Below are 23,780 nucleotides of genomic sequence, written 5' to 3'. Positions count from 1 at the left end.
CAGCCATGCAAAACCCCAGGAAGGTGCCCGATGATGCGCTCCGCGCTGCCCGGGAACAGCTCATCCGCCGCGGCCTGCTGAATGGGACCCAACTGACGGAAATCGTCTCCCCGGATATCGAGCACAGCTGGCGCCGCTCTATCGGCGTGGAGGCGTCGGCAGGGCCCGAGGCATTCCTCTTCGTCAACGACTTCGATCCGGACGGAATCCTCATCCGGGCCGCCAAGAGCGTGATGGATCACTGGCTGGAGAGCCTCAACGGCATGGGCATATCCCTGTTCCTCAGTGACCAGTCCGGTCAGATCATCGCCCGCAGGCTCGGGGACAGGACGCACGGCAATCGGTTCGATGAGGCATATGCCGCCGAAGGATTCAGTTTCTCGGAGCGCTCCGTGGGAACGAACGGGCTGGGCACCCCCATCGAAGGACGCCAGGCCGTTTTTGTCCGCGGAGCCGAGCATTTCAACGAGGCACTGGCACCCCTGTCGTGTTCAGGGGCCCCGATTCTGCACCCGGTCACCCGCCGGGTGCTCGGATCCATTTCCTTCGCCTGCGACACCGCTTTGGACAACCCGCTCATGCTGGCCATGGCCCGCGAAGCCGGCGGCCAGATCGAACGCCGACTGCTCGATCTCGGCAGCGCGACGGGACTCGCCCTGGGGATGTCGCAACTGCGTTTGAGCTCCTCCAAGGCCCCGGTCATCATGCTCGACGCCCAGGCTGTCATGACCAACGTCTCCGGACTGGCCGTCATGAGCAGCGAACTGCACACCACCCTGTGGGAACAATTGCGCGGCCTCGTGTGGACCGGCGCCAAGCAAACCATCGAGATTCCCTCCCTGAACGTCGATGCCACGGTCCAGCGAATTGACGATTCCGGCGGGAGCTCGGCCTTCGCCCTGGAGCTTTCCCGCGTTCCGGAGGCCGCAAGCAGTCCGGGCAGGGCCGAGCCTGGGGTGGCCGACGGCGGCTCTTGGGGCGGCGGGGCGGCGTTTGGGCACATCATGCGGAATGCTTTCGATCGCGCAGGTCAGGGGCCCGGGGCGATTGCTGTTTGCGGGCAGGGCGGCTCCGGCAAGCTTCACCACACACTCGCCTGGCTCAATGGGCAGGACTCCGGCCCGAATCCGCTGATCCTCGACGCCTGCCTGCTGCCAGGGGAACAGGATGCCACCTGGTTCTCTGACTGCCGCGAGGCGATCGCGGCAGGCCGGAGCGTCGTCCTGCGGCATCTGGAGGATCTTCCCCGGAGCGAGCTTAACAGGCTGAAGGCGCTGGATGTGGCGGTGCGGCAGCAGCCGGCCGGGCCGTCGGCGGGCGCCACACACGCAGGTACACCGCCGTACAGCGACACGGCCGGCCCCTCTCCAGCCCGGCTCGTCTTGACGATGAATCCGGACGCATGCCCGGACTTCGTATCCGAAGTGGTGTCCCAGATCGCCGCGCGCGTGAATGTGCCGAGCCTCTCCGCCACCAAGGAACGCATCCCGGTACTGGCGGCACATTTTCTGGACGCAGCAGCTCCGGCCGACAGATCCACGCTCTCCGCAGCGGCGCTGCAAGGGCTCATGCGCTGGCATTGGCCAGGCAATGTCGCCGAGCTGCGCGCCACCCTCGAATCACTCGGGCGGGCACATCCCGGACGCGTGGTGCAGGCCAATGACCTTCCGGAACATCTCAGAAGCACGGGCAGGAGGAAACTCTCCAAACTGGAATCCCTCGAGCGCGATGCGATCGTGGCCGCACTCGAACAGAGCGGCGGGAACCGTTCGGTCGCCGCGGAATCCTTGGGCATGGGCCGGACCACGCTCTACCGGAAGCTGCGCGCACTGGGGATCGAAACACCCGAGTCCATGGCGACCTGACCCAGTCATCCGGCGCCTGTCATCCGGCGCCGGGCAGGATCCTCTCAGCCAACTCCAGGACCGCCCGCAAGGCGGGGCTGGAGTTGTCCCGCCGCCAGGCCATGCGCAGCTCCACCGGAAGGGTCTCGTCCACCAGCTGCACAAAACGCACATGGGGATCCGTGACCGACTCGGCCACCGAGGACAGCGTGAGGGTACAGCCCACCTCCGCCGCCACCAGCGAGAGAGCCGTCCAGGAATCCGGGACAATCTGGACGACGTCGAGCTCGAACCCGGCGGCGTGCGTGAGCCGGCGGAGCCGGTCGTTCAATACGGCCCCTGCATGCGGCGGCAGCGAAACAAAAACGTCGCCCTGGAAGTCTGCCATCCGGGCCTCGGCGGCATCGGCCAGACGGTGGCTTGCCGGTACGGCCACGACGAGGTCCTCCGCCGCAAGCAGCCGCGTTTCGATACCGGCGGCAATGTAGTCCCAGCGACCGAGGGCGATGTCCATGTCCCCGCTGAGGACACGGTCCATGGCAGGTTGCGCAAAATTCTGGCTGAAGAGTTCGATCTGGATACCCGGGTGGTCGCGCCGGACCTCCCGGGCGAGCCGGCCCACCAGGGTATGGGTGGAAGCGCCCGCGTAGGCCACCCGAACGCGCCCGACTTCGCCCTTGTCCGCGGCGCGGACCGCGATGCTCGCCCGGCGCGTGGCATCGATGATCTCCGTCGCCGGCCCGATGAACGCCTCTCCGGCGCCTGTCAGCTTGACGCTGCGGGTGCTTCGGTCGAACAGCCGGGTTCCCAGCTCACGTTCCAGCTGCTGGATACTGCGGCTGACCGGAGGCTGCGCCATGTGAAGTTTTTCTGCCGCGCGGCCGAAGTGCAGCTCTTCTGCCACCGCCAGGAAGGCTCGGATCTGTTGGATCTCCATGCATGTGATTATTACACCTGACGCAACAAAAGGGCCATCAATAAGTATTGGACGGATAGCAATGTCCTCCGTCATGGTGGAGGGAGAGAACACTATTCGAGGAGCCCATCGATGGACAGCCAACACTCCGCCACCCCTGAGACGTCGGCATTCGGCCGCAGTCCGGATGGCCCGCTCAGCGGCATCGTCATCGCAGATTTCGGCAGGGTGCTGGCCGGACCATACTGCACCATGCTGCTGGCCGATCTCGGGGCGACCGTCATCAAGATTGAGAGCCCGGCCGGCGACGAGACCCGGGCATGGCGCCCGCCCACCCGCGGGGATGACTCGACGTATTTCCTCTCGATCAACCGCAACAAGACCTCGATCAAGCTCGATCTGCGCGATCCGGACGACCGCCGGACGGCCCAGCGCATCGCGGAACGGGCCGACGTCGTCGTCGAAAACTTCAAACCGGGTGACCTGGTGCGCTACGGACTGGACTACGACACCGTCGCGGCCACGAACAAGGACGTTGTCTACGCCTCGATCACGGGTTTCGGGACCGCCGGCGGCGCCCAGCTGCCCGGCTATGACCTGCTGATCCAGGCCCTGTCCGGACTGATGGACATCACCGGAGCGCCGGACACCGGGCCGTTCCGTTCCGGGGTTGCTGTATTCGACGTCATCACCGGCCTTCATGCCTGCATCGGCATCCTCGCAGCCCTCCGGCACCGGGACCGCATCGGGGAAGGCCAGCTGGTGGAAATGAACCTGATGTCCTCCGCGCTCTCCGGCATGGTGAACCAGACGGCGGCCGTCGTGCTGGGCGGGACCGTTCCGGCCAGGCTGGGCAACGAGCACCCCAGCATCTACCCCTACGAGCCATTCGAGACCGGCGAGGGGCAGCTTGTCATTGCGATCGGCAACGACTCCCAGTACCGCACCCTCTGCGCCACCATCGGCCGGCCGGAGCTGGCCACGGATCCGCGCTTCGAGAAGGCGCCGCTGCGCAGCGCCAACCGCACGGAACTGCGGCCGCTCCTGCTGGAGCGCCTCTCGACCCGGACCGCCTCCGAATGGTTCGACATCCTCACCGAAGCCAAACTCCCGTGCGCGCCGATCCAGGACCTGAGGGCCGGGATCGACTTCGCGGAACGGATCGGCTTGGAACCCGTCGTGACCGTGGGGCACGGCGGGAACACGCAGCCCGGCGTGCGCAACCCCATCCGGCTCTCCAGGACCCCGGTGAGCTACGACCTCACCCCGCCCGGTCTGGACAGCGGCGCTGAGCTCGTGCGCGCGTGGCTCGGCGAGGATACAGCAGTTTCGGCCGGCAGCCTTGCCGGTACTCCCACACGATCCCCCGAGGAGCACTGATGACCACCACAACGGACATGTCCGTCAATTCCGACTTCTATGGACTGGACGACTACCTCAACGACGCCGACCGTGCCTTGATCGCCCGGGTGCGTTCCTTCGTCGAGCAGGACGTCACTCCCATCATCAACGAATACTGGGAGAAGGCGGACTTCCCCTATCAGCTGGTACCAAAGTTCGCTGAACTGGGCATCATCGGCACCGCGATCAAAGGCTACGGCTGCCCTGGCCTGACCCGGCTGCAGACCGGACTCGTCGCCATGGAACTCTCCCGCGGTGACGGCAGCATCAACACCTTCAACGCGGTCCACTCCGGACTGGCGATGGGCAGCATCAACCTCCTCGGCAGCGACGAGCAGAAGCAGCGCTGGCTGCCGCCGATGGCCAGACTGGAAAAGCTGGGCGCCTTCGCGTTGACCGAACCGGCGCACGGCTCAGACTCTGTGGCACTGGAGACTTCCGCGCGGCTGGACGGTGACCACTACGTCATCAACGGATCCAAGCGCTGGATCGGGCTGGGCCATGTGGCGGACCTCGTCATCATCTGGGCCCGGGACACCGCGGACCAGAAGGTGAAGGCGTTCGTACTGGAGAAGAACGACGACGGCACCTACCCCGCCGAGTACCACGCCGAGGCCATCACGGGAAAGATGGCAAAGCGGGCCATCCAGCAGGCACAGATCGAGATCGAGGGCCTGCGGATCCCCGCTGAAAACCTGCTGGCAAAGTCGACGTCCTTCCGCGACGTCGGAGCGGTGCTCAACACAACCCGCAGCACCGTGGCCTGGGAGTCCCTTGGCCACGCCACCGCCGCCTACGAGATGGCGGTCAAGTACGCCCGGGAACGCGTCCAGTTCGGCCACCCAATTGCCAGCTACCAGCTGGTGCAGAACAAACTCGCCAACATGCTCGCGGACCTGACGGCCATGCAGCTGATCTGCTTCCGCACGGCGGCGCTTCAGGACGAGGGCCGGCTCAGCAACGAGCAGGCCTCCCTGGCCAAGATGTTCACCGGGGACAAGGCACGAACGCTCTGCCGGGATGCCCGGGACATGTTCGGCGGCAACGGCATCCTGCTGGAACACCATGTAGCCCGCCACCTCACCGACATGGAAGTCGTCCACACCTACGAAGGCACCGACTCCATCCAGTCCCTGATCCTGGGACGGGAAATCACAGGTCTCTCAGCCTTCTCCTGAGCGGTTCCGATTCCCAAAAGACACTGCATTCCTCAAGACAAAGCACGGCCATCCGCACTGGATGGCCGTGCTTTCGCATTGCGGACTCTCAGCGCCACTCTCCCCTGCTCCCTGCCTCGGTCCTGGCCGCTCCCCCACCGGCGCAGCTTCCGTCGACTGTTCCACATCGAAACACCTGTGACGCAGCGCACACCCCTACGGTGGAAGCAGGCACACGGACGCAACGCCACCAGGCGCTGCGCACTAATCTCGTCCCATTTCTTGTCGCATCATCACCGTCGCTTGCGAAGACCGGAGACAGCGTTGCGCCGACCCACAGTCCTGCTTCAGACCCACAGTCCTGTTTCAAAGGAGAAACAAATGACACACCCAATGACTTCGCGGCCCGCGATGACACCGCGGCGGGCGGCCACAGCTGCGCTGCTCGGCAGCGCCCTGGAGTACTACGACTTTTTCGTGTACGGCGCCGCGGCCGCCCTCGTTTTCAACGTGCTGTTCTTTCCATCCGGCGATCCCACCGTTGCGCTGATCGCATCGTTCGCCACCTTCGCAGTGGGCTACGTGGCACGGCCCGTCGGTGCGGTGGTGATGGGACACTTCGGCGATCGAATCGGCCGCAAACGCGTCATGCTGGCCACGGTCGTCATGATGGGCATCGCTTCCTTCGCCATCGGCTGTCTTCCGACGTACGACCAGGTGGGCCTGTTGGCCCCGGCACTGCTGGTGGTCCTGCGCGTCGTGCAAGGCTTCTCCGCGGGGGCCGAGTCGGCGGGAGCCTCGACATTGACCGTCGAGCACTCCCCCGTCGGGCGCCGTGGATTCTTCACCAGTTTCGTTATGGTCGGCTACGCAGTCGGCTGCTCGCTGGCCACCATCGTGTTCCTGCCGGTGGCGCTCCTGCCCGCCGGGGAACTCTACAGCTGGGGCTGGAGGATTCCCTTCTGGCTCAGCGCCGTCGTCGTCGTCATTACTTACTACGTGCGGAGCCACCTCGACGAAACGCCGGTGTTCGCCGAGGCGAAGGAAGAAAGCGCAGTTCGCAGGCTGCCGCTGAACGACGTGTTCAAGTACCACTGGCGGAAGGTCATCCGCGTCGCCGGGGCATCACTGATGGCAGCGATGCAGACCCTGTTCGCCGTGTTCAGCCTTTCGTACGCAACCTCAGTCTGGGTGGACCGGAGCGCGATGCTCGCGGTCATCTCCGGCGCAATTGCGCTGTCGATTGTCGGCATCCCGGCGGCCGGCTACCTCTCCGACGTCATCGGACGCAAGAAGACGATGCTGATCGCCTCTGCCGGCTGTTCGCTCACGATCTTCGGATACCTTTGGGCGATCTCGACGACGGATATCGTGCTGATCGCGATTTTCGCGTTCCTTAACATGACGCTGTTCTTCAGCTGCTACAACGGCGTGTGGACATCGTTCTTCGCCGAGCAATTCCCGGCACCCGTCCGGTTCACCGGCATGGCCGTCAGCAACCAGCTCGGCAACCTCCTTGCCGGATTCGCCCCTATGGTCGCGGCGATTCTCCTCAAGCCGGGCCCGTCGGGCTGGCTTCCGGTGGCAATCTTTGGCGCGGTTGCCGCCGGCATTGCCGCGGTCGCGGTGATCGGGCTGCGCGAGACCTCCAAGACTCCGACGGAACTGCTCGGTGGTCCCCGGGCGGCGGACCAGGTGCGTCAACTGGACACCGTCACGACCGTCTGATCCCGCTCCCAGGTGAGCCAGCCTCGGCTGGCTCACCTGGGCTCACTCGTTTCCGGGATCGGCGCCCAGCAGGGCACGTGCCTGGAGGATCGCTTGTTCGACGTCGTCGTTGAGGTCTCCGGTGGGGAGTGAGCCGAGTTCACCGCGGAGCAGGCCGACGTCCTTGAGAAGCAGGTCGTACTGGACGTCGACGAGGTTGTCGCTCATCCAGCTCTGCCCAGTGGAGACGCCGATGACCTCGAAGAGGTCCCCGGCGGGTACTCCGTGTTCGGCTGCGAGGTTGAGCATCCGAGCTGTGGCGGCCAGGTTGTAGGTAGCCAGGGCGTTGTTGAGGAGTTTCACCAAGGCCGGCTGGCCATAGGACTGCATCCGGAAGACGCGGCCGGAGATGTCAGCCAGCAGCCTGCCCTCGGCATCGGTGGGGGCGGGGCCGGCGAGGAAGATGGTCATCGAACCGTGGCGTGCACCCTGGGGGCCGCCTGAGACCGGGGCTTCGAACGCGCGCCAGGACTCTGGAGCCGATGCAAAAATCCTCCTGGCATCCGCGGGTGCGAGCGTGGTGTGGACGAAGACGGTCAGCGGCCGTTCGGTGTGGTCTTTGAGGGCCTCGAACACGGAGGAGACCTGGTCGGCCAACCGCACCGCAATGTGGACGCTGTCGACCGACGACCAGTCAACAGCGGCGAGGTCGTTGCCGGCAGGTGATTTGTTCTCGTCCGACCACTCGCGGATGCGGTCCTGGTTGAAGTCGTAGCCATAGACCGCTTGTCCCAGCTCGGCGAGGTGTGCGCCGATGTTTCCGCCGATGGGTCCGAGTCCTATTACCAAATGCATGAGCGTTCCTTGAGTGTGAGGGAGGAGATTGAGGAGGGCGAGGGGCGGAGGAGCATCTCAGTGCGTGGGTGAATCCGGGGTCAGACCGCGCTCTGCCATGACCTCCTTGACGAGGGTCAGTGCGTTGAGTACGCGCGGGAACCCGATGTAGGGGATGCAGTGGATCAGGGCACCGACGATCTTCTCTTTGGTCAGGCCCACGTTGAAACCTGTGTTGATGTGCAACTTCAACTGGGGCTCGGTGCCCAGGGCAACCAGCGTGGAGATGGTCACCATTGTCTGCTCCTGCTGGGTCAGGGCAGTCCGGGAGTAGATGTCCCCGAAGGCGAAGGAGACGATGTAGTCGGACAGGTCCTCGTCCAGGCTCTTGTAGGACTCGACGAGCTTGACGTGGTCGAACGTGTTGGCGTGTTCCGTGGAGACGAGTTCCATCATGCGGTCGAGTCCGCGCTGGTAACGATCTGTGGCCATGTCGGCGCTCCTAAAAGTGCGTAGGGTGGTTGTGGGTTTGTCGGGTGGGTTGCTTCAACCACCGCGAAACGCTACGTTGCGTAGCGTTATTAACATTAGCGCTTCTGGCGCGGAACGGGAAGGGGCGTGGATGTGGCTAACCCCACAGTGACGGGCGAGGACGGGACAGCCGCGGCCCCTCAACCCGCGGACACGGGTCGGCGCGCGCGGACGGAGAAGTTGATTCTTGCCGCCACGAGGGAAATGCTCGCGGAGTCTGGGGTCAACGGCCTGACTGTCGAGGGCGTGGCGAACCGTTCCGGCGTGGCCAAGACGACCATCTACCGCCGGTATCGGTCGAAGACCGACCTCGCACTGGCCGTCCTGCTGGACTCGGTCGAGTACCTGGGGACGACGCCGGATGTCGGGGATACGTACGCCGAACTGGCGGCAGTGGTTGACCGCACCATCGAGCTCCTTAGCTCCACCCTGATAGGCCGCATCATGCAGGGCCTCGTATCGGAGGTCGCTGCGGACCCGGAACTTGCGCGTGCTTACCGGGAGCGGGTGGTGAACCGCCGGGTGGCAGATGTACGCCTCCTGGTGGAGCGGGGCATCTCCCGAGGAGACCTGAGCCCGGACGTCGACGCCGAGATGCTCACCGACCTCCTGCTGGGGCCGATCTACTACCGGTTCTTCCTGAGTGGCTCGCCGCTGGATGAAGGCTTTGGGGTCCGGCTGGTCAGCACGCTGTTTTCGCGCCGACCCGCCCACGGGGGCACGCCGTAGAAGCGATGACGGCGCGGGGGCCCGTGCCGACGTCGGTCCCCGGACTGTCATTCGAAAACGACGGTCCAGCGTGCCTTACATGGGCGCGGGCATGTATAGCCCGGGCAGCAGCTCCGGGTGTGCCGGGACGAAGAGCGCGAAAACGATCAGCGAGACACCGGTTATCCGGCTGAAGGCGGGCCCGAATTTCCATGTCTTCTCCAGGAAGATAACTACCGTGAGCACGGCCATCCACGCCAGGTTCATCACGCCCACGGCAATCAGCACCACCATGAGCCCCCAACAGCAGCCGACGCAGTACACGCCGTGGTACATGCCGACGCGGACGTCCCGCAAGCGGCCCTTGTACCCGGACACGTGCAACAGGAAGGCTATGGGCGACCGGCAGTGCCTGAGGCAAAAGTCCTTCAGCGGCGTCAGCTGGTAGGCTCCGGCCGCCACGAGCACTCCGGCACCCACCCAGGGTGCGATGTCCGCCGCGTTCTCAGCGAGCAGCGCAGACAGGGCCGCGGCCGCGTAGGCCACGACGCCGAATCCGATCCATGTCAGAAGGTAGCCGCCTACCAGGGCCGTTGTCCGGATGGTCCTGATCCGGCTGCTGCGCACGGCGCGGATGGATCTGAGATACGTCGAAGTCAGGGGCGCCAGCGCCGGCAACATCATGGCTGCCATCATCAGCGTCCACACCGCCAGGAAACCCCAGAGCCTCAATCCCATCGTTCCCGGGCCCGTGGACATGTCGGAAAAGCCTAAGAACGTCAGATACCAGGCCAGCGCGGCGCACCCGATCAGCGCCAACTCTCCGGCATGGTGGCCAGCTGTCAGGCGGCTCCTGCCCGGCACCTAAGCGGACCAGGCGAAGGGGGCCGAGAATGAGTTCTTCCCGGCGTTATCCCAGGTCATCCCGAACACGTCGACGCGGGCGGTGCTGGATGTGCCGGCTGCCAGAGTGTCGGCCGGGAATCCGACCCCGCTAATTTTCACTCCCCGCCCTGTGGAATCAAATGGATTCATGAAGTCCTCGACCACCATCTCGACTGCACTGCCAATACGCACCTGGTGGACACGCCCGTCGTCGGCGTAGGCCATCTCCAGGGACTCCATGCCCGCCATTTCACCGATCAAGGGTGCGAGGCCCTCCATCGGTCCGCCGAGCTGGCCGCCGAAGACGGCACCGAGCGCTTCGGCCTGCTCGGCGGAGGCGGCGGCGTCCATCAGGAGACCGACCTTCCAGCCCCCCTCACTCATCAGGGCCGGGGTATCGGCCACGACGCAGACCGTCAGACCGCCGACGTCGACACCGTTGACTTCGCCGGTTTCCACGTGGAAGGCCAAGGCCACGTTGCAGCGGTCATTGTCCGCCGGTGCCGTCTGTCCTGTCGCCGTACACGGGCAGACCATGTCGCAATTGCAATTCTCAAAGTATGTACCCTCGACATGCCACGGCATTTAGGGCTCCTTTCGAAGAGGCCCCCCAAAACAAATCCTCCTCGCGGCCCTGAGCGGTGTCAACGTCCTGCGGACACCCCTGCAAAAGGCCATTCTGGGCGGCCCTGCCCTTCGAATGGAGGGGTGGGGGTCATGCGGCCGGGATGGGCGCCAGGGCGACTTTTCCGTTTGCAGCAGCGGTGTAACACCGCTGCTAGCTGGCCGGCGTCACGACGTCCTCCAGCATTGACCTGTCGAAGAATCGGACCTCGCCCGTTGCCTGGAAGAACACCGGGACGACCGAGGTGCTCGGGTCCTTCGAGGTTTCGTAGATCTCAGGCGCTCCCCCGTGTTTGCGCGCGATAGTTCCAACCAGGTCAGTGCCGCGAACCCGGACGGTTCGATATTTGTAGCTCATGTGGACCCCTTCGTCTGCCGACCCCTTCGTCTGCCAAGGCAAACCCTACTCCTGAAAAAGTGTCAGCCACGCCGTTGCTTGCGTGCCAGAATCCTCATATGACCAAGGAACGAAGTGAACTGAAGAGCACCGGATACGAGATCTTCATCGGTATCCTTTCGATCCTGTCGATTATCAATCTCGTGCTCTTGTATGTCGTGCAGGACCAGTACCTCGACACGGTGCTCACCGTGATGAACGCCATTTTCAGTGTGATCTTCCTTGCGGACTTCCTCTACCGGATCGTCACCGCGCCATCGGCCGGCGCCTATTTCTTCAAGCACTTTGGCTGGGCCGACCTGTTGGCCAGCGTGCCTGTCGCGCAATTCAAGATCCTGCGCATCTTCCGGCTGATCCGGGTGTACCGCCTGCTCCGAGATGTCGGCGTCCGCACGATCAGCCGCGCGCTGATCAAGGACCGGGCCGGCAGCTCCCTGTACATCCTGCTGCTCATGGGCATTCTCGTGCTCGAATTCGGCAGCCTCGCCATGCTCCGCGTCGAGCAGTACGCCCCAGGGGCCAACATCACGACCGCCTCCGACGCCATCTGGTACACCATCGTCACGATCTCGACAGTCGGATATGGTGACCAGTATCCGGTCACCGAACCGGGCCGTATGATCGGGGCAGGCATCATTGTCCTCGGCGTCGGCATCTTCGGCACATTCACCGGCTACCTGGCCAACTTCTTTCTGTCTCCCAAGAATCCCGCACCGCCGGTCGATGCCGCCGGGACGGGGACCGCGACGGTCGAAGGACTCCGTCAGCGCCTCGAAGAGTCCGAAGCCAAGCTCACCGAGATCAAAAAGCTGCTTGCCGGGCCAACCGGGTGAACGTTCGTCCCATAGCTGCCGCCATCTGACCCGGCGCCTCTATTGAAGGAGTGCTCATCGCGACGGGGGCGTGAACTGGCTGGCGGTAAACTCCGCTCCCTGGGGGTCCCGGATCAGTGCCGAGCGCGTCCACTCGGTCTCGCTTTGGCTAAGGACTTGGGCGCCGAGTCGCTTCGCCTCAACCACCGTCCGGTCCCGGTCGGCAACGGTGAACGAGACGTGCCAGTGCGGCAGTTCGCCGGGGGCCGTGGTCGCGATCCAGGCGATCGCATCCTCGAAGCCAGGTGGAGGGGCCAGCGCAGACTGCCTTTCCCTGATGCCCGGATCGATTGTCGCCTCAAGGTGATCACCGTAACCGGGCCTGCGGATCATCATCGCGAAGCCGAGGTCGTCGACTTTCCAGCCAAACACGTCCTCATAGAACTTGATGGCCGCGCCGGGGTTAGGCGTGTGGAGATCGCTGAAATTCCAAGACCCCGGCTGATTGGCCACCTGTGCCCCCAAGCGTCGCTTGGCTTGCCAGATGCGGATCGCGGCGCCCCCTGGATCGGTCAGCGCCGCACTGCGGCCGCCTTCTCCAGCGTCTGCGGCTGCCGACCGTACCGTAGCGCCGGCAGCGACCAGACGCTGCACTGCGGTATCCGCGTCCTCGACGGATACGTAGGTATTCCATGTCGCGGCACCCCGGGTGTCCGCCATCCCGGCGACGTCCTGGCCATCGAGCTTGGCAATCACGTATCGGCCTGGCGCGCCCGCCGGCACGGCGTCCTCGAACGTCCAGCCAAAGAGGCCGGCATAGAACTCGGCGGCCGCCTCGACGTCGGGCTGCTCGGTGTCGATCCAACACGGTACGCCCTCAGGGTAGGTTCGCTGGGTCATGTCTCGCTCCCGCAGTCCCTTTCGTAGTACCGCTTGGCGTGATCAGTCCTCGGCCGGGGCATCGGCTTCAGCCTCAAGCTCGGCTTCGAGCTCGGCTTCGGCCACTGCGATGACAAAGCCGAGCGCAATGGCGAGGTTTGCTGCCTGCCGCCACGATCCGGGGAGTGCCGACAATGGGCGCAACTGCGATGACGATGCCCTGGACATCATCTGCCGTGACGCCGGCGTCGACCGCCGTACCGGCGTTGAGCAGGTAGGAGGCGGGTGGAGCGTCGACGGAGACGAGGGCCGCGATACGGGCCAGCATCAACTCGCGGGGAACAAGTGTGGAGCGTTCGAGCGACACGGCGGTGATGTCGGCGAGGGCGTCGACGACGGGGGTTTCTTCTTCGGCCATGATCATGTCTCCATCTGGATTCGGTGTTGGGTGCCGAGCCGACGGCACGGGCGAGGGGCCCGGCCCGTCTGCAAAGTAACCCTGTACGTCCCAGGGAGACATCACCCCCGCGGGATGAACCGATCGCCGGCCATCGGACTCCGTAACAGACGGGCCCCGACGGCGAAAGGATCATTTCTCGGTAGCCGCCAAGTAGTGAGGTCGCCTTTGACGCACAATTGATGACCCGCCCAAAAGGATTTGAGCCCGATGTATCCGTCGGCCCGAATGCCGAGCGATATACCCCGTTACGGTGTCGGCTGGAAGTAGGTCTGGATGAAACGTAGGAGTCGGTGAGTCCGTCATATGTGGGGCCGAAATCGGCCACGGGGCGTGGCTGACCCGCGGGCAGCGCATCAAGTAGATCGTTCGTTGCGGATGAGCCGGATGTCAAGAAGCGGCTGCCATGCTTGTCCCATGGATGACCAGGTTGGTGCCGCGCAGCCGCAACCCCGGCCGTCTGCCTATCGGACCGGGCGGATGGAAGCATTCAGCGACGGCGTGTTCGCCATCGCGATAACGCTCCTCATTTTGGAGATTTCGGTCCCTGCCGGCTCCCACGAGAACCTCGTCGGCGCGCTGGTCGACCTGTGGCCGTCGTACTTAGCATACTTGGTCAGCTTCTCGACGATTGGGGCGGTCTGGTTTGCCCACACGGTCATCACCGAATACCTCGACCATGCCGACTCGGTGTTCGTACGGCTGAACCTGTTACTGCTCCTGGTTGTCTCGTTCCTGCCGTTTCCGACGAAGTTGCTGGCCGAATTCATCCACGAAGCCGGGCCCGAGCGGATCGCGGCGACCGTCTACGGCATCAACCTGCTCCTATCGATGATCATGATTTCGGTGACCTGGCGATATGCTGTCCGCGCGCGTCTCGTGCGCCCGGATCTGGCTGATGAGGATGTGAAGACCCTCACCAAACGGCTAACGCCGACGCTGGGCGTGTACGTCGCCATGATCCTGATTGGGCTGGTCCAGCCAGTCATCGCCGTCTTCGGCTATCTGGCACTCGCCCTGTTTATCCTCCTGCCGTTCAGCGCCATCCGGCGCCGTTCCCGTTCCGCTTGACCGGCGGGTAGGCAGAATCGGGGGCTTTGCATTCAAGATTCCTGTCGATGCGCTGCGGCCGCCACGGCGGGCTGAGCATCGGTTCATCCCATGGGGGTGATGTCGTCCTCCGCTTTCGAGGGTTACGTTGATGTCGAGTCGCAGCGACCGGCCCCGGTCGCGCCACTCGCCATACAATCACCGCAACCAGATGGAGACATGGCCATGGCCGAAGAAGAAACCCCGATCCTGGACGCCCTCGCCGACCTCACCGCCGTATCGGTTGAACGCTCGACGCTTGATCCTCGCGAGTTGATGCTGGCCCGGATCGCTGCCCTCGCCGCCGTCGACGCCCCGGCCGCGTCCTACTTTTTCAATGCCAGTACCGCGATGGATGTCGGCATCACCAGTGAGGACATCCAGGGCATCCTGATCGCTGTTGCCCCAATCGTCGGCACCCCCCGGATCGTGGCGGCAACCGGCAACCTAGCCAGCGCCCTGGGCTTCGCCCTCGAATTGACCGAGGCTATGGCCGAGGCAGAAGCGGAAGCCGAGGGCTAATCCCGTCCGGACCACGGCGCCGTGGCGCGCGGGCTCGTGGAGGGGAACCTGCACGGGCGGCATATCGCCTTCGGGCTACGCCGGAATGATCCTCGTCCCGGTCTGTGCAGACGACGTCGTGGGGTCCGGTGCTGACGTTCTCCTCTCCGGTCCACGCATTCCGGCTCAATGTGGCAGGGGACGCGTAGATTTGCCCCGGGTGGTTATGACCGGTTTGGATCGCACGGATAGGCAGTTATTTCTGGCCCCACCTCGTGACTCGCCGGCACCCTGGTGGATGGAGCCGAGAGTGGAGTTGGTCGCGCGGATCCGAAGCGAGGCCCGGGCATGTCGGTTCGTGGCCTTGCGGTCCTCCGCAGGGTTCACTGGGGTCGTGTCGGCCGATCAGGACGAAGCGGCTTCGATGAACTTCTCGTCACCCACCTTCACGGCCTTGACACCGGACGCTGTCTCCGGACGGTGTGGGGCAGGACCGACCCGTCAAAGGCAAGCGGCCTTTCGCACCCGGACCGGGGCGCTGGCCAAACCGGTAGCGAAGGTCCAACTCTTGCCCCGGCAGGCACACACGGGCAGTGCCAAAAGTCATTGGTTCGGCGAAGAACCCTGGCAGGCAGCCGGGCCGGGGAGGCCCAGCTAGGTTGGCTCGGTGAGCAGCTTTCTGATCTCGGTGAGCTTGGCTTCGGACTCTTCGAGGCGCAGGCGGAGTGCTTCGACCGTCGCGCTGGTGTTGGCCGCATCGACGGGCGGTGCGGGTTCCTTCTTCCGGGGAGCCAGGAAGAAGTTGGCCAGGTAGCCGGTGAAGGTGCCGAAGATGCCGACACCGACGACGATGATGCCCGTACCGAGAATACGGCCGGCACCGGTGACCGGATACTGGTCACCGTATCCCACTGTCGAGATCGTGACGATCGTGTACCAGATGGCGTCCGAGGCCGTCGTGATATTGGCCCCCGGCGCATACTGCTCGATGCGGAGCATCGTGAGGCTTCCGAATTCCAGTACGAAAATGCCCATGAGCAGCAGGATGTACAGGGAGCTGCCGGCCCGGTCTTTGCTCAGTGCGCGGCCGATTGTCCGGATGCCGACGTCGCGGAGCAGGCGGTACACCCGGATCAGCCGGAAGATGCGCAGGAACTTGAGTTGCGCGAAGGGCATGCTGGCCAGCAGGTCGGCCCAGCCGAAGTGCCTGAAGAAATAGGCGCCCGCCGATGGCGCGGTGAGGATCCGGTAGAGGAAGTCGGCGAGGAAGATCACGCTGAAAAGGGCGTTCATCACCTCGAGCACGGTGTCGAGCGACTGCTCCCGCGCGGCATACACGAGCACGAGATTGACGATCGACAGGAGCGAAAGTATTCCGATGAAGATCTCATATCCGATGCTCTTCAGTTCACTGCGTTCCCTGGTCATGTGAGGATTCTGGCACGAAAGCACTCAAGTACCCGACACTTTTTGCCCTTCTCTGACCGGACCGCAGTGCCGCTGTTCAACAGCCTGGCGCGCAAGTACCCGGCCTGGGGCCTCGCCGGGATCGAGGCAGGCGCATGGTCTAAATGTCGTTAGCCGCTCCCCCACGGCGACGACCGCTGCATGCACGCCGCCACGAAAATTCCCCTGCATTAAGTAGTCTTACTATGCAAGCTTCCAGCAGAGTCGAGGAGGTTAAAGTGGCCGGACATTTGGAGTTGGAGCACTCGCTGCAGAGTGGTGGCGGCGTTCTGATCGTGGACGCTGAGAAGTCTTTGACAGGTACTTCGGACGCCGGTCTGGAAAGATCCGTTATGGGCCGAGCCGTTGCCTGGTCAGGCACATGCGGCCGCCCTCAACCAAAGGTGGGGTAGCAATGGTGCCAGGTTCAAAATCCGAAAAGAAACGCGGGGTCCTTTTCGACGTCGACGGGACCTTGATTGACTCCAGCTATTTCCATGCCCTTGCCTGGTGGCAGGCGTTCCGGCGGGAGGGGCTGGACATCCAGATCTCGGCTATCCACCGCTGCGTCGGCATGGGCGGCGACAAGCTCATCGAACACTTGGTCCCCGGGTGCACCACGGACATGCAGGAAGACCTCAAATCCGCGCACGGCGCCGTGTTCTCCACGTTTTGGCCTTCCCTGCGCCCCTTCGACTCTGCCCGGGACCTCCTGGCCGCCTGCTCCGGCGCCGGGCTGGCCGTGGGTTTGGCATCATCAGCGCAGGAGCGCGACCTGGACGTCGCCCGGCGCCTCCTGGACGCCGGCACGTCCATCGATGCGTGGACCAGTTCCAACGACGCCGACGAGAGCAAGCCCGCTCCCGACATTCTGCTGGCGTGCCTGGACAAGCTTGAGCTCAGCCCGGCGGACGTCGTGTTTGTTGGCGACGCCGTCTGGGACGTGCTGGCCGCGGCGGCAATTGGAGTTCCCGCCATTGCCCTGACCTGTGGCGGAATCAGCGAAGCCGAGCTGCGGGAGGCCGGTGCCGCCGAGGTTTACGACAATCCGCGGCACCTGTTGGAGAACCTTGAAAGCAGCGCGATTGGAAAGCTGAGCGCCTGAAGCCTTCCGCCCGTGCGGCTTCCAACGCCTGAACGGCCGCCCAGGCAGCACGGTCTGGAATTCTCAGTCCGTGCTGCCCGGCGGGTGTCCGGCCTGTCTTTACTTGGACACCGCGGCTGTCAGTTCGCCCCGGCGCCGACGCCTGCCTCGACGGCCGGGCCGGCTGTGGCGCCGGCAAGGCGCAGCCAGGTGTCCACCACGGTGTCGGGGTTCAAGGAGACCGAATCGATGCCTTCCTCGACCAGCCACTCGGCGAAGTCCGCGTGGTCGCTCGGACCCTGGCCGCAGATGCCGACATATTTGCCGCGCGCCTTGCAGGCCGCGATGGCCATGCTCAGGAGCTTTTTGACGGCCGGATCGCGTTCATCGAAGCCGCCCGAGACAATCGCGGAGTCGCGGTCCAGGCCCAGGGCCAGCTGGGTCATGTCGTTGGAGCCGATGGAGAACCCGTCAAAGTAGTCCAGGAACTCATCGGCGAGCAGCGCGTTGGATGGGATCTCGCACATCATGATCACCTCGAGGCCGTTCTCGCCGCGGGTGAGGCCGTTCTCCCCCAGCAGTTCGATAACGCCGCGGGCCTCGTCCAGGGTCCGTACGAACGGGATCATCAGCTTGACGTTGGTCAGGCCCATCTCGTTGCGGACAAAGGACAGGGCCTCACACTCGAGGTCGAAGCAGTCCCGGAAGGACGGCTCGAGGTACCGTGAGGCGCCGCGGAAGCCGATCATCGGGTTCTCTTCGTGCGGCTCGTAGGCGGGCCCGCCGATCAGGTTGGCGTACTCGTTGGACTTGAAGTCGGACATGCGCACAATCACGGGTTCCGGCGCGAAGGCCGCCGCGATGGTGGACACGCCCTCGGCCAGGCGCTTGATGTAGTAGTCGCGCGGGCTCTCGTACGCGGCGATGCGCTCACGGATTTCCGTGGCGACGTCCGCCGGCTGCTCGTCGAGGTTCAGCAGTGCCTTGGGGTGGATGCCGATCTGGCGGTTGATGATGAATTCGAGCCGGGCCAGGCCCACTCCGTGGTTGGGCAGTTGCGCGAACGTGAAAGCCTGCTCCGGGGTGCCGACGTTCATCATGACCTTGACGGGGGCCTCGGGCAGCTGGGTGATCTCGGTTTCCTCGACGCTGAAGTCCAGGAGCCCTTCGTAGATCACGCCGGTTTCACCGTCGGCGCAGGACACGGTCACGTCGAGGCCGTCGGAGAGGGCATCGGTGGCGTCCCCGGTGCCGACGACGGCGGGAATCCCCAGTTCCCGGGCAATGATGGCCGCGTGGCACGTGCGCCCGCCGCGGTTGGTCACGATGGCGGAGGCACGCTTCATGATCGGTTCCCAGTCCGGGTCGGTCATGTCGGCGACGAGGACATCACCGGTTTTGAAGGCGGCCATCTGGTCGATCGCGGTGAGGATGCGGACGCTGCCCGCGCCGATGCGCTGGCCAATGGCGCGGCCCTCGACCAGCACCCGGCCGGTCCCGTTGAGCCGGAACCGGCTCAGGCTGCCGGAGGCCCGGCGGGACTGCACGGTCTCCGGGCGCGCCTGCAGGATGTACAGGCCGCCGTCGATCCCGTCCTTGCCCCATTCGATGTCCATGGGGCGGCCATAGTGGTTCTCGATGGCGACGGCGTGCCGGGCGAGCTGCTCGACGTCGTCGTCAGTGAGGCTGAAGCGGTTCCGCAGGGACGCCTCGACCGGCACGAAGTCGATGGTGCGGCCGATTTCGCGGCTGCTCGTGTAGGTCATCTGCAGGGCCTTCTCGCCCAGTCCGCGCTTGAGGATTGCGGGCCGGCCGGCCTGCAGCGCGGGCTTGTAGACGTAGAACTCGTCGGGGTTGACGGCGCCCTGGACGACAGCCTCGCCGAGGCCGTAGGAGGACGTGACGAACACGGCGTCCTGGAACCCGGACTCTGTGTCCATGGTGAACATGACGCCGGAGGCGCCGACGTCGGAGCGCACCATGCGCTGGATGCCGGCCGAGAGCGCCACCTCGGCGTGCTCGAACTTGTGGTGCACCCGGTAGGCGATCGCCCGGTCGTTGTAGAGGGACGCGAACACGTCCTTGATGGCGAGCAGGATGTTCTCGATGCCGCGGACGTTCAGGAAGGTTTCCTGCTGCCCGGCGAAGGAGGCATCGGGGAGGTCTTCCGCCGTGGCGCTGGAGCGGACGGCCCAGGACAGGTCCTCAGAGCCGCCGTGCTTGTCCACCAGCTGCTGGTAGGAGTTCCGGATCTGCGCTTCGAAGTCAGGCAGGAAGGGCGTCTCGCGCATGAGGGCCCGGATCTCCTGCCCGGCGGCTGCCAGGGCGGTGACGTCATCGGTGTCCAGGCCGACCAGCCGGTCGGCGATCTTCTGGTCGAGGCCCGAATCCGCCAGGAAGTTGCGGTAGGCATCCGCGGTGGTGGCGAAGCCGTCGGGAACCTGGACGCCGGCGGAGGTCAGGTTCTGCACCATCTCACCGAGGGAGGCGTTCTTTCCGCCCACCCGGTCCAGGTCCTTGAGTCCGAGTTCTGAGAACCACAGGATGTCTGTCGTCATAGTTACTGCTCCTTTGCAGATGATGGCATGCAAGTGCGCCGCCCCGCTTGCGGCGATGGCCGGTTGATGGGCGCAAGTCCTGTCCACAGTGACAGGTCTCCAGCGCACTTTCCACATGACGTGCGCCACACTAAGTTTGTGAAACTTTTCCCTAATGCTTGAGGTTCATCCGCTGCAGGATGGTTGCCGCCATTTCCTCGACGGACACCGTGGCCGAATTCAGGTACGGAATCCTATGGGAGACGTACAGCTGCTCGGCGCTGCGCAGCTCGAAGCCGCACTGCCGCAGCGACGCGTAGGGTGAGCCCCGGCGCCGTTCGGTGCGGATCTGGCTCAGGCGCAGGGGGTTGGAGGAGAGCCCGAAACACTTCTCAACGAAAGGCCTCAGCGGCTTGGGGAGCCCTTCCCGTTCAAAGTCTTCGTCCACCAGCGGGAAGTTGGCGGCGAAAATGCCGTGCTGCAGGGCCAAGTACATGGTGGTGGGCGTTTTTCCGCAGCGGGACGGCGCCACCAGGATGACTTGGGCCTTTTCGAGCGCCCGCAGGCTTTGGCCGTCGTCGTGTTCCATGGCGTATTCGACGGCGGCCATCCGGGATTGATACCGCTCCGCATTGCCCAGGCCATGGGCCCTGCCGGGTTCGCCGCTGGCCGGCGAACCCAGGGCCCGCTCCAGCTGTCCGACATGTGTCCCGATGAGATCCACGATGATTCCCTGGCACGTACCCAGGACCTGGCGGATATCGCTGCTTACCGCGGTGGAAAAGACGATCGGCTGCAGGCCCGTGGCGGCCAGTTTGTCGATAGTGCCGACCACCGTCCTGGCCTGTTCGACCGTGGTGATGAAGGGGACCGTGATGCGGTCAAAGTGGTTCGCGGGGAACTGCGTCAGCAAAGTGTTGCCGAGCGTTTCCGCGGTGATGCCGGTGCTGTCCGAAAGGAAGTAGACAGGCCGAAGATCGTCTTTGGTCATGAACGCATTCTCCCCCACGCCGGGACCGATCCGGTATCGGGCAGCCGGCGGGTCCCTACCCCGCCTCCGGTCCCGGACGTAGACTGCTCGCTTACAACGCCACCAGCTATCCGGGAGATCGACATGAACTATGCAGGGACCGGGAACGAGAAGGCCGTCACGGCAAGTGACCTTAACCGGACACATGTCGGACTGACCGTGAGCTTCCAGCCGGACGAATTTACCGTGGTCTTCGGCCGGATTGGCGCCATTGCGCGCAAGGAGGGTGGTGTGAACATCGCGCTGGCAGGGGTGGACGGTGCGGGTGGCCTGGCGTCCCATTACAGCCTGCCTCCCGCCCAACAGGTCTACGTCCAGCCGGACATGCTCACCAATACGGAGACGACCATCAAGGATTTGTTCGGCAAGGTGCAGGAGAATCTGCGGAGCCACAAGGGAGATCAGCGGCCGGACACCGTGTAGGGCTCACTGATCCCTGACACGGTCACAGTGCTACGTGTTGAGGTCCCAGTGGACACGGATCGCTTCGGCAACCGGTCCAGCGGTGACATCAATCCGGAAAGCAACGGGCGCGGTCCCAGTCTCTTCGATGACAGCGTCATGGTAAACGCGGCCGCAAGAGGAGCACAGGGTGTAGAGATCCTCGTCCTCAGGCCAGGTAGCCAGCCCCGCGGGCACGGGAACGTTTCCGCCAATGTGAACGGGCATGCCCTGTGAGTTGGCCTGAATCAATCCCTCGCTGCTTACGGTATTACCGCAAACGCAGGTGATGGTGGTGACGTCATGATCGATGACCTCGGCGAATTCGGTATCCATGATCAGCTCCCTCAGGTTCCGCAGAAGGTCCGGTACGGGCCAAAGCTTTCCGGGGCGGCAGCGGCGTAGCGCTCGAGGCCGGACCGCTCGTCGAAAGGTGAGGCGACTGCGTCCAGCAGCCGTGCCAGCGGATCCAGGTTTCCGATGGTAGCGGCCGCCAGGGCCTCCTCCACCAGGTGGTTCCGCGGGATGTAGACCGGGTTGACCCGGTCCATGGCGTCAGCATCCGGCGCCAAGGCGCGCCATCGCCCCACCCAGGCATCGAAAGCTGTCGTGTCCTGGACCTGGCCCCGCGCGGCTTCGGCACGGCCGCGGGCGGCATTGCCGAGGTGCCGGAAAAACGAGGTGAAGTCGGCCCGTGACACCTGCATTAAAGCCACAAGTTCGTCCACGAGAGGCGAGGCCAAGTCGTCGTCGAGCCCGTCACGGAACCCCAGCTTGGCCTTCATGCCTGCCGACCAGGCGTCACTGTACTGCCGGCGGAACTCGCCGAGTGCTCCCACCGCGAGCTCGACCGCCTGCTCCTCGTCGTCGTGGAGCAGGGGCAGAAGCGACTCCGCGAGCCGGGCAAGATTCCACTCCGCCACCACCGGCTGGTTGCGGTAGGCGTAGCGCCCGCTCTCGTCGATCGAACTGTAGACGGCGGCCGGGTCGAAGCCTTCCATGAAGGCACACGGCCCGTAGTCGATCGTTTCGCCCGAAATCGTCATGTTGTCGGTGTTCATGACCCCGTGAACGAATCCGACGAGCATCCACTGGGCCACCAGCGAAGCCTGGGCGGATATGACCCCTTGGAAGAGTGCGAGATATCGGTTCCCGGCTTCCGCGGCGTCGGGGTGGTGACGGGTCAAGGCGTAGTCGGCGAGGCGGCGAAGGAGGCCGATGTCGCCCGTGGACCGGGCGTACTGGAAGCTGCCCACGCGCAGGTGGCTGCTGGCTATCCGGGTCAGAATGGCGCCGGGCAGGAGCGTCTCGCGCTGCACCGAACGTCCCGTCGCGACGACGGCGAGGGACCGGGTCGTGGGGATGTGCAGCGCGTGCATCGACTCGCTCACGATGTATTCGCGCAGCATGGGACCGACCACCGCCTGGCCGTCCCCGTTGCGGGCAAACGGCGTGCGTCCTGATCCCTTGAGGTGGACGTCGCGGAGCTGCCCGTCCGCGTGCCCGATCTCGCCCAGCAGGAGTGCGCGCCCGTCGCCGAGGCGGGGCGCGTACCAGCCAAACTGGTGGCCGGCGTAGGCCTGCGCCACCGGACTGGCATGGGCGGGGACGGCGTTGCCGGTCAACAGACGCAGACCCTCCGGACTCCGGAGGAAGGCCGGATCGAGGCCCAGCTCAGCGCCGAGGTGCTCGTTGAGCACCAGAAGGTGCGGCTCGGGCGCCTCCTCCGCGCGCCAAGGAATGGCCATCTCCTGGAACTCCCGGGCGAAGCGGCCATCAAATGTGACGGTTGAATGCGCTGTGCCACTCATCTTTCAAGGATACCGGCCACAGCGGCAGCAATGCCGCTGGTCGCGGCGGAGCAGATTCGGGCCGGTGCCATGACGTGGCACGGAGCTGGTGGCAGGATGGGCGCATGGAACTGCACATCACGGGCGACGCCGCCGCCGACCAACTGCTCAGCAATGACGCGTTCGCACTCCTCGTTGGCATGCTGCTTGACCAGCAGGTGACCATGGAGTCTGCGTTTGCCGGACCCGAAAAGATCCGGACGCGCATCGGGTCCATGACCCCTGCCGCAATCGCCGAATACGACCCGGCCGGCTTCGTTGAGATCTTCAAGGAGCGTCCATCCATCCACCGCTTCCCCAGCTCCATGGCCGGCCGCGTCCAGGACCTCGCTGCGACCGTCCAAGGCGATTGGAATGGGGACGCAACTGCCATCTGGAACCAGGACGACCCGGACGGTGAGGAAGTGCTGCGCAGGTTGAAGGGCTTGCCCGGCTTCGGAGAGCAAAAGGCCAGGATCTTCCTTGCACTGCTCGGCAAGCAGTGCGGCCTGCAGGCGCCAGGCTGGCGTGAGGCCGCCGGCCCCTATGGCCAGGAGAACGCATTTCTTTCTGTCGCCGACATCGTGGACCCCGAGTCGCTGAAAAGAGTGCGCGCCAGCAAGCAGGCTGCCAAGGCCGCCATCAAAGCCGCGAAGGCATCCGAGCGCTGA

The 23,780-nt window shown here is 64.7% G+C and carries 24 protein-coding genes; 11 read left to right on the top strand and 13 right to left on the bottom strand.

What is annotated here, in order from left to right:
- Positions 1-5: 5 nt before the first annotated feature.
- Positions 6-1,865 carry a sigma-54-dependent Fis family transcriptional regulator gene (locus tag AC1DKN_RS17070; RefSeq protein WP_476871987.1) on the top strand — a complete coding sequence of 620 codons (1,860 nt, stop codon included), beginning with the start codon at positions 6-8 and terminating at the stop codon, positions 1,863-1,865.
- A 19-nt stretch (positions 1,866-1,884) separates the two neighbouring features.
- On the opposite strand, the gene AC1DKN_RS17065 is transcribed toward AC1DKN_RS17070, so the two are convergent.
- Positions 1,885-2,781, bottom strand: a complete 897-nt coding sequence (locus tag AC1DKN_RS17065) for a LysR family transcriptional regulator (RefSeq protein ID WP_476851123.1) — start codon at positions 2,779-2,781, stop codon at positions 1,885-1,887.
- 111 nt (positions 2,782-2,892) lie between these two features.
- Between AC1DKN_RS17065 and AC1DKN_RS17060 the strand changes: the two genes are divergently transcribed.
- The 3 genes from AC1DKN_RS17060 to AC1DKN_RS17050 all read left to right on the top strand — a co-directional run bounded on the left by AC1DKN_RS17060 (position 2,893) and on the right by AC1DKN_RS17050 (position 7,046).
- A complete protein-coding gene (locus AC1DKN_RS17060; RefSeq protein WP_476857353.1) occupies positions 2,893-4,140 on the top strand; it encodes a CaiB/BaiF CoA transferase family protein in 1,248 nt (415 codons plus the stop codon).
- The gene (locus tag AC1DKN_RS17055) at positions 4,140-5,339 is read left to right on the top strand and encodes an acyl-CoA dehydrogenase family protein (RefSeq protein WP_476871986.1); all 1,200 of its coding nucleotides are present in this window, start codon (positions 4,140-4,142) and stop codon (positions 5,337-5,339) included. Before AC1DKN_RS17060 ends, AC1DKN_RS17055 begins: the two co-directional genes overlap by 1 nt.
- A gap of 360 nt (positions 5,340-5,699) precedes the next feature.
- Positions 5,700-7,046: an MFS transporter gene (locus tag AC1DKN_RS17050; protein ID WP_476871985.1), complete on the top strand. Its 1,347-nt coding sequence runs from the start codon at positions 5,700-5,702 to the stop codon at positions 7,044-7,046.
- A gap of 42 nt (positions 7,047-7,088) precedes the next feature.
- Here the strand turns inward: AC1DKN_RS17050 and AC1DKN_RS17045 are convergent, their stop codons facing one another.
- Together AC1DKN_RS17045 and AC1DKN_RS17040 are read right to left on the bottom strand one after the other, a co-directional pair.
- On the bottom strand, positions 7,089-7,880 hold the full coding sequence (locus tag AC1DKN_RS17045; protein ID WP_476871984.1) for an NAD(P)-binding domain-containing protein: 792 nt from the start codon (positions 7,878-7,880) through the stop codon (positions 7,089-7,091).
- Between the two features lie 57 nt (positions 7,881-7,937).
- Positions 7,938-8,351: a carboxymuconolactone decarboxylase family protein gene (locus AC1DKN_RS17040; RefSeq protein ID WP_476851128.1), complete on the bottom strand. Its 414-nt coding sequence runs from the start codon at positions 8,349-8,351 to the stop codon at positions 7,938-7,940.
- 132 nt (positions 8,352-8,483) lie between these two features.
- On the opposite strand from AC1DKN_RS17040, the gene AC1DKN_RS17035 reads away from it, so the two are divergent.
- Positions 8,484-9,119, top strand: coding sequence for a TetR/AcrR family transcriptional regulator (locus AC1DKN_RS17035; protein ID WP_476851129.1), 636 nt, complete (start codon positions 8,484-8,486; stop codon positions 9,117-9,119).
- Between the two features lie 75 nt (positions 9,120-9,194).
- On the opposite strand, the gene AC1DKN_RS17030 is transcribed toward AC1DKN_RS17035, so the two are convergent.
- From AC1DKN_RS17030 to AC1DKN_RS17020, 3 genes are all read right to left on the bottom strand, one after another.
- On the bottom strand, positions 9,195-9,857 hold the full coding sequence (locus tag AC1DKN_RS17030; protein ID WP_476871983.1) for a DUF2182 domain-containing protein: 663 nt from the start codon (positions 9,855-9,857) through the stop codon (positions 9,195-9,197).
- Between the two features lie 105 nt (positions 9,858-9,962).
- Positions 9,963-10,568 carry a DUF1326 domain-containing protein gene (locus tag AC1DKN_RS17025; protein ID WP_476871982.1) on the bottom strand — a complete coding sequence of 202 codons (606 nt, stop codon included), beginning with the start codon at positions 10,566-10,568 and terminating at the stop codon, positions 9,963-9,965.
- Positions 10,569-10,761: 193 nt separating this feature from the next.
- Positions 10,762-10,965 (bottom strand): hypothetical protein, encoded by a 204-nt coding sequence (locus AC1DKN_RS17020; RefSeq protein ID WP_043435465.1) that lies wholly within the window; start codon positions 10,963-10,965, stop codon positions 10,762-10,764.
- A gap of 98 nt (positions 10,966-11,063) precedes the next feature.
- Here AC1DKN_RS17020 and AC1DKN_RS17015 point away from each other — a divergent pair, with 98 nt between their 5' ends.
- On the top strand, positions 11,064-11,837 hold the full coding sequence (locus AC1DKN_RS17015) for an ion transporter (RefSeq protein WP_476871981.1): 774 nt from the start codon (positions 11,064-11,066) through the stop codon (positions 11,835-11,837).
- Positions 11,838-11,891: 54 nt separating this feature from the next.
- Here AC1DKN_RS17015 and AC1DKN_RS17010 read toward each other — a convergent pair whose 3' ends face one another.
- Both AC1DKN_RS17010 and AC1DKN_RS17005 read right to left on the bottom strand, forming a co-directional pair.
- A complete protein-coding gene (locus AC1DKN_RS17010) occupies positions 11,892-12,716 on the bottom strand; it encodes a VOC family protein (protein ID WP_476871980.1) in 825 nt (274 codons plus the stop codon).
- 73 nt (positions 12,717-12,789) lie between these two features.
- Entirely contained in the window at positions 12,790-13,113 is a 324-nt protein-coding gene (locus AC1DKN_RS17005; protein ID WP_476871979.1) for a carboxymuconolactone decarboxylase, read from the bottom strand.
- A gap of 456 nt (positions 13,114-13,569) precedes the next feature.
- On the opposite strand from AC1DKN_RS17005, the gene AC1DKN_RS17000 reads away from it, so the two are divergent.
- Together AC1DKN_RS17000 and AC1DKN_RS16995 are read left to right on the top strand one after the other, a co-directional pair.
- Positions 13,570-14,223 (top strand): TMEM175 family protein, encoded by a 654-nt coding sequence (locus AC1DKN_RS17000; protein ID WP_476857362.1) that lies wholly within the window; start codon positions 13,570-13,572, stop codon positions 14,221-14,223.
- Positions 14,224-14,427: 204 nt separating this feature from the next.
- Positions 14,428-14,763: a carboxymuconolactone decarboxylase family protein gene (locus AC1DKN_RS16995; RefSeq protein WP_476851136.1), complete on the top strand. Its 336-nt coding sequence runs from the start codon at positions 14,428-14,430 to the stop codon at positions 14,761-14,763.
- A 633-nt stretch (positions 14,764-15,396) separates the two neighbouring features.
- On the opposite strand, the gene AC1DKN_RS16990 is transcribed toward AC1DKN_RS16995, so the two are convergent.
- Positions 15,397-16,170, bottom strand: a complete 774-nt coding sequence (locus AC1DKN_RS16990; RefSeq protein ID WP_476851137.1) for an ion transporter — start codon at positions 16,168-16,170, stop codon at positions 15,397-15,399.
- A gap of 433 nt (positions 16,171-16,603) precedes the next feature.
- On the opposite strand from AC1DKN_RS16990, the gene AC1DKN_RS16985 reads away from it, so the two are divergent.
- Positions 16,604-17,293 (top strand): HAD family hydrolase, encoded by a 690-nt coding sequence (locus tag AC1DKN_RS16985; protein ID WP_476851138.1) that lies wholly within the window; start codon positions 16,604-16,606, stop codon positions 17,291-17,293.
- A 119-nt stretch (positions 17,294-17,412) separates the two neighbouring features.
- Here the strand turns inward: AC1DKN_RS16985 and ppsA are convergent, their stop codons facing one another.
- Both ppsA and AC1DKN_RS16975 read right to left on the bottom strand, forming a co-directional pair.
- Positions 17,413-19,830: a phosphoenolpyruvate synthase gene (ppsA, locus tag AC1DKN_RS16980; RefSeq protein WP_476851139.1), complete on the bottom strand. Its 2,418-nt coding sequence runs from the start codon at positions 19,828-19,830 to the stop codon at positions 17,413-17,415.
- A 151-nt stretch (positions 19,831-19,981) separates the two neighbouring features.
- Positions 19,982-20,800 (bottom strand): pyruvate, water dikinase regulatory protein, encoded by an 819-nt coding sequence (locus AC1DKN_RS16975; RefSeq protein WP_476871978.1) that lies wholly within the window; start codon positions 20,798-20,800, stop codon positions 19,982-19,984.
- A gap of 123 nt (positions 20,801-20,923) precedes the next feature.
- Here AC1DKN_RS16975 and AC1DKN_RS16970 point away from each other — a divergent pair, with 123 nt between their 5' ends.
- Positions 20,924-21,262: a hypothetical protein gene (locus AC1DKN_RS16970; RefSeq protein ID WP_476871977.1), complete on the top strand. Its 339-nt coding sequence runs from the start codon at positions 20,924-20,926 to the stop codon at positions 21,260-21,262.
- A 30-nt stretch (positions 21,263-21,292) separates the two neighbouring features.
- Here AC1DKN_RS16970 and AC1DKN_RS16965 read toward each other — a convergent pair whose 3' ends face one another.
- A complete protein-coding gene (locus tag AC1DKN_RS16965) occupies positions 21,293-21,616 on the bottom strand; it encodes a hypothetical protein (RefSeq protein ID WP_476851141.1) in 324 nt (107 codons plus the stop codon).
- Between the two features lie 11 nt (positions 21,617-21,627).
- A complete protein-coding gene (locus AC1DKN_RS16960; protein WP_476871976.1) occupies positions 21,628-23,091 on the bottom strand; it encodes a protein adenylyltransferase SelO in 1,464 nt (487 codons plus the stop codon).
- Between the two features lie 104 nt (positions 23,092-23,195).
- Here AC1DKN_RS16960 and AC1DKN_RS16955 point away from each other — a divergent pair, with 104 nt between their 5' ends.
- Positions 23,196-23,780, top strand: coding sequence for an HhH-GPD-type base excision DNA repair protein (locus tag AC1DKN_RS16955; RefSeq protein WP_230010261.1), 585 nt, complete (start codon positions 23,196-23,198; stop codon positions 23,778-23,780).

This window comes from Arthrobacter sp. 01N444, from assembly GCF_056399305.1.
The sequence above is the reverse complement of the archived record's forward strand: the minus strand, read 5'-3'. Positions and strand labels throughout refer to the sequence as shown.

Bases quoted from the DNA above. Each gene is read 5' to 3' on its own strand.
- AC1DKN_RS17070 (WP_476871987.1), top strand. From the start codon at position 6: ATGCAAAACCCCAGGAAGGTGCCCGATGATGCGCTCCGCGCTGCCCGG.
- AC1DKN_RS17065 (WP_476851123.1), bottom strand. From the start codon at position 2,781: ATGGAGATCCAACAGATCCGAGCCTTCCTGGCGGTGGCAGAAGAGCTG.
- AC1DKN_RS17060 (WP_476857353.1), top strand. From the start codon at position 2,893: ATGGACAGCCAACACTCCGCCACCCCTGAGACGTCGGCATTCGGCCGC.
- AC1DKN_RS17055 (WP_476871986.1), top strand. From the start codon at position 4,140: ATGACCACCACAACGGACATGTCCGTCAATTCCGACTTCTATGGACTG.
- AC1DKN_RS17050 (WP_476871985.1), top strand. From the start codon at position 5,700: ATGACACACCCAATGACTTCGCGGCCCGCGATGACACCGCGGCGGGCG.
- AC1DKN_RS17045 (WP_476871984.1), bottom strand. From the start codon at position 7,880: ATGCATTTGGTAATAGGACTCGGACCCATCGGCGGAAACATCGGCGCA.
- AC1DKN_RS17040 (WP_476851128.1), bottom strand. From the start codon at position 8,351: ATGGCCACAGATCGTTACCAGCGCGGACTCGACCGCATGATGGAACTC.
- AC1DKN_RS17030 (WP_476871983.1), bottom strand. From the start codon at position 9,857: ATGTCCACGGGCCCGGGAACGATGGGATTGAGGCTCTGGGGTTTCCTG.
- AC1DKN_RS17025 (WP_476871982.1), bottom strand. From the start codon at position 10,568: ATGCCGTGGCATGTCGAGGGTACATACTTTGAGAATTGCAATTGCGAC.
- AC1DKN_RS17020 (WP_043435465.1), bottom strand. From the start codon at position 10,965: ATGAGCTACAAATATCGAACCGTCCGGGTTCGCGGCACTGACCTGGTT.
- AC1DKN_RS17015 (WP_476871981.1), top strand. From the start codon at position 11,064: ATGACCAAGGAACGAAGTGAACTGAAGAGCACCGGATACGAGATCTTC.
- AC1DKN_RS17010 (WP_476871980.1), bottom strand. From the start codon at position 12,716: ATGACCCAGCGAACCTACCCTGAGGGCGTACCGTGTTGGATCGACACC.
- AC1DKN_RS17005 (WP_476871979.1), bottom strand. From the start codon at position 13,113: ATGGCCGAAGAAGAAACCCCCGTCGTCGACGCCCTCGCCGACATCACC.
- AC1DKN_RS17000 (WP_476857362.1), top strand. From the start codon at position 13,570: ATGGATGACCAGGTTGGTGCCGCGCAGCCGCAACCCCGGCCGTCTGCC.
- AC1DKN_RS16995 (WP_476851136.1), top strand. From the start codon at position 14,428: ATGGCCGAAGAAGAAACCCCGATCCTGGACGCCCTCGCCGACCTCACC.
- AC1DKN_RS16990 (WP_476851137.1), bottom strand. From the start codon at position 16,170: ATGACCAGGGAACGCAGTGAACTGAAGAGCATCGGATATGAGATCTTC.
- AC1DKN_RS16985 (WP_476851138.1), top strand. From the start codon at position 16,604: ATGGTGCCAGGTTCAAAATCCGAAAAGAAACGCGGGGTCCTTTTCGAC.
- ppsA (WP_476851139.1), bottom strand. From the start codon at position 19,830: ATGACGACAGACATCCTGTGGTTCTCAGAACTCGGACTCAAGGACCTG.
- AC1DKN_RS16975 (WP_476871978.1), bottom strand. From the start codon at position 20,800: ATGACCAAAGACGATCTTCGGCCTGTCTACTTCCTTTCGGACAGCACC.
- AC1DKN_RS16970 (WP_476871977.1), top strand. From the start codon at position 20,924: ATGAACTATGCAGGGACCGGGAACGAGAAGGCCGTCACGGCAAGTGAC.
- AC1DKN_RS16965 (WP_476851141.1), bottom strand. From the start codon at position 21,616: ATGGATACCGAATTCGCCGAGGTCATCGATCATGACGTCACCACCATC.
- AC1DKN_RS16960 (WP_476871976.1), bottom strand. From the start codon at position 23,091: ATGAGTGGCACAGCGCATTCAACCGTCACATTTGATGGCCGCTTCGCC.
- AC1DKN_RS16955 (WP_230010261.1), top strand. From the start codon at position 23,196: ATGGAACTGCACATCACGGGCGACGCCGCCGCCGACCAACTGCTCAGC.